Origin of the sequence: Nocardiopsis sp. RV163, from assembly GCF_001029525.1 — a bacterium.
Lineage (GTDB): Bacteria > Actinomycetota > Actinomycetes > Streptosporangiales > Streptosporangiaceae > Nocardiopsis > Nocardiopsis dassonvillei.
Map to the genome: position 1 here is coordinate 22,140 of NZ_LEKI01000066.1, position 6,000 is coordinate 28,139.

Genomic DNA, 6,000 nt, shown 5'->3' on the forward strand with positions numbered 1-6,000 from the left:
GAAGGCGAAGAGGGCTGGTGGAGGGACGGGGAACAGCCTGAGCTCGATGTGGGGGAGCTGTGCTCCGCCGTTGGGTGAGCGTGCCACCCCCACATCGAGTGTCTCCCGTCCGCCCCTCGCCGTTGCCGCCCCGGCCCTCCTGCCTGTGGACAACGGGAGCCCCCTGAGATGTCTCTCAAGGGGCCCGCTCAGTCGCGCTACTCGGGTGCCGCGCCGCCCTCTTCGATGGCAGGCACGGCAGATTCCGCGGTAACCGGCTTCACCGACCGCACCAGTTCCGGAGCGACCAGCACCCGTGTCTGACGTTCCACCGGCTTCCGCTCAGCCAGTTCCTTGTTCGGTCGGATGCCGAGTTTGGTGAAGTCACGGGCGCGCTTCAGAACCCGTCCCTCCAGTGAGCCGATCGTCTTGTCGTAGAACTCCACGGTCTTGTCGATGTGGTGGCCGAGGTTACCGAGGTGATCGCTCAAGGTGGTGAGGCGCTCGTAGATCTCCCGGCCCAGTTTGTGGATTTCCTCCGTGTTCTCCTGCATCACCTTCTCGTTCCAGGACAGGGCGATGGTGCGGAGCATGGAGACCAGGGCGGTCGGGGAGGCGATGACGACCCGCTTGTCGAGCGCGTACTCGTAGAGCCCGGCGTCCTGGTTCATCGCCGCCTGCAACAGCGCCTCGCTCGGCAGGAACATGAGAACGAAGTCGGCGCTGCCCTCGACCTTGTCGTGGTACTTCTTGGCCGCGAGTCCGTCCACGTGCGCGCGGACCTGGCGGGTGTGCTCTCCCATGAGGCGATCCCGCTCGGTTTCCTCCGTCGCCTCCAGAGCCGACATGAACGCGTCAAGCGGAACCTTGGCGTCCACGACGACACGCCTGTCGCCGGTGAGGTTGACGACCATGTCCGGTCGCAGGACCTTCCCGTCCTCCTTGACCACGACCTGGAGGTCGAAGTCACAGCGCTCCCGCAGGTTGGCCATCTCCACGGCCCGCCTGAGCTGGAGTTCGCCCCACTGGCCGCGAACATGCGACCTGCGCAGCGCCTCCACCAGTGACGCCGTCTGCTTGCGGCTCTCCAGGTTCTCCTTCGCCAGGTTCCTGATCTGCTCGTCCAGACGGGTCTCGGTCGAGGTGCGCCTGCCGTCGAACTCGCGCAGGTGCAGCCCCAACTCCTGGAGCTTCTCGGTGACGGCCTTGGCGGTCGTGCCCAGTTTCTCCTCCGCGGTCGCGGTCAGCTTCTCCTGGGAGGCCTCCAGCATCCTGGCCACGGCCGCCTCGACCTGTTCGGTCTGGAGCCGGGCGTGCTCCTCGCGGACCTGGTCCAACTCCTTCTGGGCGGCGGCCACCTCCGCCTGCCGCTTCTCCAGCCCCTCCCGCTCGGTGCGCAGCTTCGCCAGGTCGGCCTCGTAGCCGCTGACGCGCTCCTTCAGCTGGGCGACCACGGTCTCCAACGCCACCCTGTCCTTCTCGGCGGCGGCCAGCTCGCCGCTCAGGTCGCGAATGCGCTGGTGTTCCGTCCCCAGGGACTTCTTCAGGTCCTCGATCTCGACGGCGGCCTGCCGCTGACTGTCCCGCGCCGCGTCGAGTTCGGCTGCCAGTCGGCCCCGCTCCTCGGAGACGGCGTTCAACCGGGCGTTCAGATCGGACTTGGCGGACTCGTGCTCGCGCTGGGACCGCTGGGCTTCGTCGCGTTCGGCCCGCAGTTGCCCAGCCTGGGTGCGGGCCTGGTCGCGCTGTTCCTCGGCGAGGCGCAACTCTGTGCCCAGGCGGTTGCGCTCGTCGCTGTGGTGGCGGTTCCGGGACTCGGAGCGGTGGCGGGCGAGCAGGTGGCCGAGTACGGCGAAGACCGCAGCCGTCGCTGCGAGGAGGACGAAGACGAGCATGGTGTTCACGGTGATTCCTCCAAGGGAAGTGCGCGGGCCGGGTCAACGGCCCGCGAAGAGGACGGGACCACCGCGTTCCAGGGGGTGCCCGAGAAATGCGGGCAGCGCGTGAAACGCGATGGCCATCACCATAGAGAACTCATCGGTTCGAATGGAGTTGATTCATTGATAAGGTCAGTTATCAGACTGTTTCCACCATTTTCCCTCGCTTGGGAGTCAGAAGTCCTCCTGCCGCTGCCCCGAGTACCGCCAGCGGAGTTCGAAGACGACTTCTACCAGCACGAGACCTCCTCAGCAGAAGCCGAAGCGTTGGTTCCGAGTGCCGCGCCTGGCGCAAGCGGCACCCCGGGTTTCCGTCGGAGCGGATCCGGGTGCTGCCCACAAGAGCCGGACAGGGAGTCATCCACACACCCGGCTCTGGAGCAGAGCGGCAAGAGACTCCAGGTTGTGTGCGGTGGACGTGAACCTGATCAGGCGGTCTCGTTCGAACACCTTCGCCCTGAGTCCCCCTTCCCGGACTGCACCGGCCAGTACGTCCCACCACACACCGTCCATGGAAGCGGTGACGAAGTTGGTGTTCCGGTCGGAGGCGACCGTGATTCCATCCGTCTGCTCCAACACGCCCGCGATGGCACGGGTGATACCGAGCACCCGGTGAGCTCTGTCCTGGTTCTCCGCCAGGAAGGAGGACTCGCCGATGGCACGGCACACGCCCAGTTGGAACAGGTTCAGCGGAAAGTCCGGCTGTAGTTTCCGTAGCTGCCCGAGGACTTCGGGGTCGGCCGCCATCGCACCGATCCTGACCCCGGCCAACGAGTGTGATTTGGACAGGCTCGGGCACTGGAGGACGTTCGGGTGCTCGTACCGCAGAAAGGCTTCCGCCCCGGGGTGGAAGAGCGCGTACGTCAGGTCCAGAAACACCAGACCGGTATTCGTGTCGGCCAGACGGTCCAGTTCCGGGACCGTCCAGAGGGGGCCGACCGGGTTCCCCGGCGAACCCAGCACTACCGTCCGCGCACTCCGGTCCGGCAGGGTGCTCACGTGCCGGACGAGTTCGGAGGGCGCGGTCCGCGCGTCGTAGGTGTGGTGGTCCGCCCCGAAGGTACGCAGGACGCGGGCATAGCCGGGATAGGACCTGTCCGGTTCCGGCCGTTTTCATGAGCCGGTGCGCAGCGGTGGGGAAATCTGGTGGTCCCGCCCTTGCCCGAATGCGTGGACGGACGCGGTCCTCGCGGTCATCGGGGCGTCCGATCCGGTCGGCGGCGGGGGAAGACGCCTGGGTGACCGACGGCCGGGGCTGGAGCCAGGGCCAGGTCGCAGGGGGAGTGGCGGGCCTCACTTCACCGCGTGGCGCGGGCCTCCCGGGCGGGTCCGGGCCGCCCATGATCCCGGCCGCCGAGGCCCCCTGGGGCAAACCGGGTATCCCCTTCCACGCCGGACTTCCGCGCCCCCAGTGCGGCGGCCCGGCGCGCCTCCGTGTCCCGCTTCGTCCCTGTTGGGCGGGGCGCGGGGGATCAATAATGAAAACGGTTGTCATATGCTGCTCTGGTCCGCTGAGGCGTCCGCGCGCCGCGGCGGCCTCCCCGCCCCCGACCCGGAAGAACCGCCGTGCACCTGCGCAAGACCCCTCCCGGCGCCTGCCTGGCCGCCGCCTCCGCCCTCCTGCTCACCGCCTGCTTCCCCTCCGGCGGCGACACCGCCGCCTCCGAGGAGGACGGGCGCATCGCGGTGGCGATGCTGCTGCCGCCGAGGTCGGCCCTCTCGCCGCTCACCGACGACGCCTTCAAGCTCTCGCGCTGGAGCACCGCCGAGACCCTCGTCGTCCTGGACGAGGTCGGCGACCCCCGGCCCGGCCTGGCCACCGACTGGGCCCGGGTGGACGACACCACCTGGACCTTCACCGTCCGCGACGGGGTGACCTTCCACGACGGCACGGAGCTGACCGCCGAAGTGGCCGCCCACTCCCTGGAGTACGCCGCGCAGGCCTCGCCCAAGCCGCGCATCCTGGACGGCGTCGAACTCGGGGTCGGGGCCGAGGGCGACACGGTCACCGTCACCACCGCCGAGGCCGACCCGCTCGTCCCCCAGCGCCTGTCCTCGCCGCAGCTGTCGATCCTGGCCGAGAGCGCCTACGAGGGCGACACGGTCAGCCCGGTCGGCACCGGCTCGGGCCCCTTCGAACTGGTCGAGGTCAACGGCACCACCTCCGCGAGCCTGGACCGCTACGACGGCTACTGGGGCGAGGCCGCCCTGGCCCCGGGCATCGACGTCAGCTTCGTGCCCGACGGCACCGCCCGCGCCGCCGCCCTGCGCACCGGCGAGGCCGACATCGTCGAGGCCGTGCCCACCTCCCAGGCCGCCCTGCTGGACCCGGAACTCATCACCGAGGTCCCGATGCCGCGCACCAACACCCTCTACCTCAACACCCAGGACGGGCCCTTCACCGACCCCGGCCTGCGCGCCGCCGCCCGCCAGGCCATCGACCGCCCGACGCTGGTGGACGGCGTCTACGAGGGGCGCGCGGACGCGGCCGAGGGACTGCTGGGCCCCGCGCTGCCCTGGGCCGCCGACCGCCCCGACCGCCCGGAGGCCGCCGGGGCCGCCGACCCCGACGGCGCCGCCGTCACCCTGGCCACCTTCACCGACCGCCCCGAGCTGCCCGAGGTGGCCACCGTCCTGGAGCAGCAGCTCGAGGAGGCCGGGTTCGAGGTCGAACAGGTCGTGCGCGAGTACGCCAACATCGAGGAGGACGCCCTCAACGGCGAGTTCGACGCGTTCATCCTCTCCCGTGCCACCGTCCTGGACTCCGGCGACCCCGTCGCCTACATGACGAGCGACTTCTCCTGCGACGGCTCCTTCAACATCGCCCAACTGTGCGACGAGGGCGTGGACGCGGCCCTGGAGGAGGCCGAGCGCACCCCCGCGGGCGACGAGCGGCGCGCCGCGGTCCTGGAGGCCGAGGCCGCCGTCCTGGCCACCGACGCCGCCATCCCCATGCTGCACGAACGCGTCATCCAGGGCGACGCCGCCAACGTCGTGGACTCGGCCAAGGACCCGCGCGAGCGCCTGCTCGTCACCCCGCGGACCCGGCTGAACTGATGGCCGCCGCCGCTCCCGACCGCACCGGCGCCCCCGGTCGCACCGCGCCCCCCGGCCGCACCGGCGCCCGCGGTGCCGGGTGGCTCCTGCCCCTGGTCTCGCGCGTCGCAGCCCTGGTCCTGGTCACGGTCGTCGTCGGGCTCCTGCCCTGGCTGTCCGGACGCGACCCCGCCCTGTCGGTGCTGCGCGCCCGCTCGGCCGAGCAGGCGCCCACACCCGAGGTGCTCGACGCCATCCGCGAGGACCTCGGCCTGGCCGACGGTCCCGCGGTGACCCTCGCCCGCTGGTTCGGCGGCGTCCTCCAGGGCGACCTCGGCCGCTCCTGGGTCTCCGACGCGCCCGTGCTGCCCTCGGTCGTCTCGGCCATGGGCGTGTCCCTGACGGTCATGGGCGCCGCGCTCGCCGTCGCCCTGCTCGTCGCGGCCGGGCTGTGCGCCCCCACGCTGGTGCGCGGGGCGCGCGGCACCCTGCGCCCGGGCGGGTCGGGCAGCGGGGCCGCCGCTGCGGTGCTCACGGCCCTGCCCGAGTTCCTCGTCGCAGTCCTGCTCATGGTCGCCCTCTCGGTGTGGCTGGGCTGGCTGCCGCCCTACGGCTGGCAGGGGCCGGTGAACCTCGTGCTCCCGGCTCTGGCGCTGGGCCTGCCCGCGGGCGGACTGCTGGGACGGCTGCTCGGCGACGCGCTGCCCGCCGTCCTGACCGAGCGCTGGGTGGGGCTGTGGACGGCCTCGGGCTGCTCCCCGGCCGCCGTCGCCGCCGCGGCCCTGCGCCGGGCCACCCCCGCCCTCATCCCCCAGTTCGCCATGGTCGTCGTCGGCCTGACCGGCGGCGCCGTCGCGGTGGAGACGGTCTTCGCCGTCCCCGGGATCGGCCGCACCGCCCTGGGAGCCGCCCAGTCCCAGGACCTGCCGCTGCTCCAGGGCTCCGTGCTCGGCCTCGTGCTGCTCGGTACCGCGGCCGGGATCGCCGCCCAGGCCGCCCGTCGCCTCCTGCTGGGCCCCGGCCTGAACGACGCGGCCCTGTCCCTGCC

At 71.3% G+C, this 6,000-nt stretch carries 3 protein-coding genes and 1 pseudogene; 2 read left to right on the forward strand and 2 right to left on the reverse strand.

The window, feature by feature from the left end; translation table 11 throughout:
* Nucleotides 1–197: 197 nt before the first annotated feature.
* A complete protein-coding gene (rmuC, locus tag ABD54_RS29375; RefSeq protein WP_268778182.1) occupies nucleotides 198–1,874 on the reverse strand; it encodes a DNA recombination protein RmuC in 1,677 nt (558 codons plus the stop codon).
* Between the two features lie 399 nt (nucleotides 1,875–2,273).
* Nucleotides 2,274–3,005, reverse strand: a pseudogene (locus ABD54_RS13665) (aminotransferase class I/II-fold pyridoxal phosphate-dependent enzyme); the annotation flags it as partial.
* A gap of 477 nt (nucleotides 3,006–3,482) precedes the next feature.
* Here ABD54_RS13665 and ABD54_RS13670 point away from each other — a divergent pair.
* Nucleotides 3,483–4,973 (forward strand): ABC transporter substrate-binding protein, encoded by a 1,491-nt coding sequence (locus ABD54_RS13670; protein WP_047869858.1) that lies wholly within the window; start codon nucleotides 3,483–3,485, stop codon nucleotides 4,971–4,973.
* The coding region (locus ABD54_RS13675) for an ABC transporter permease subunit (RefSeq protein ID WP_047869859.1) at nucleotides 4,973–6,000 on the forward strand (1,028 nt) is incomplete at its 3' end. The genes ABD54_RS13670 and ABD54_RS13675, both read left to right, overlap by 1 nt.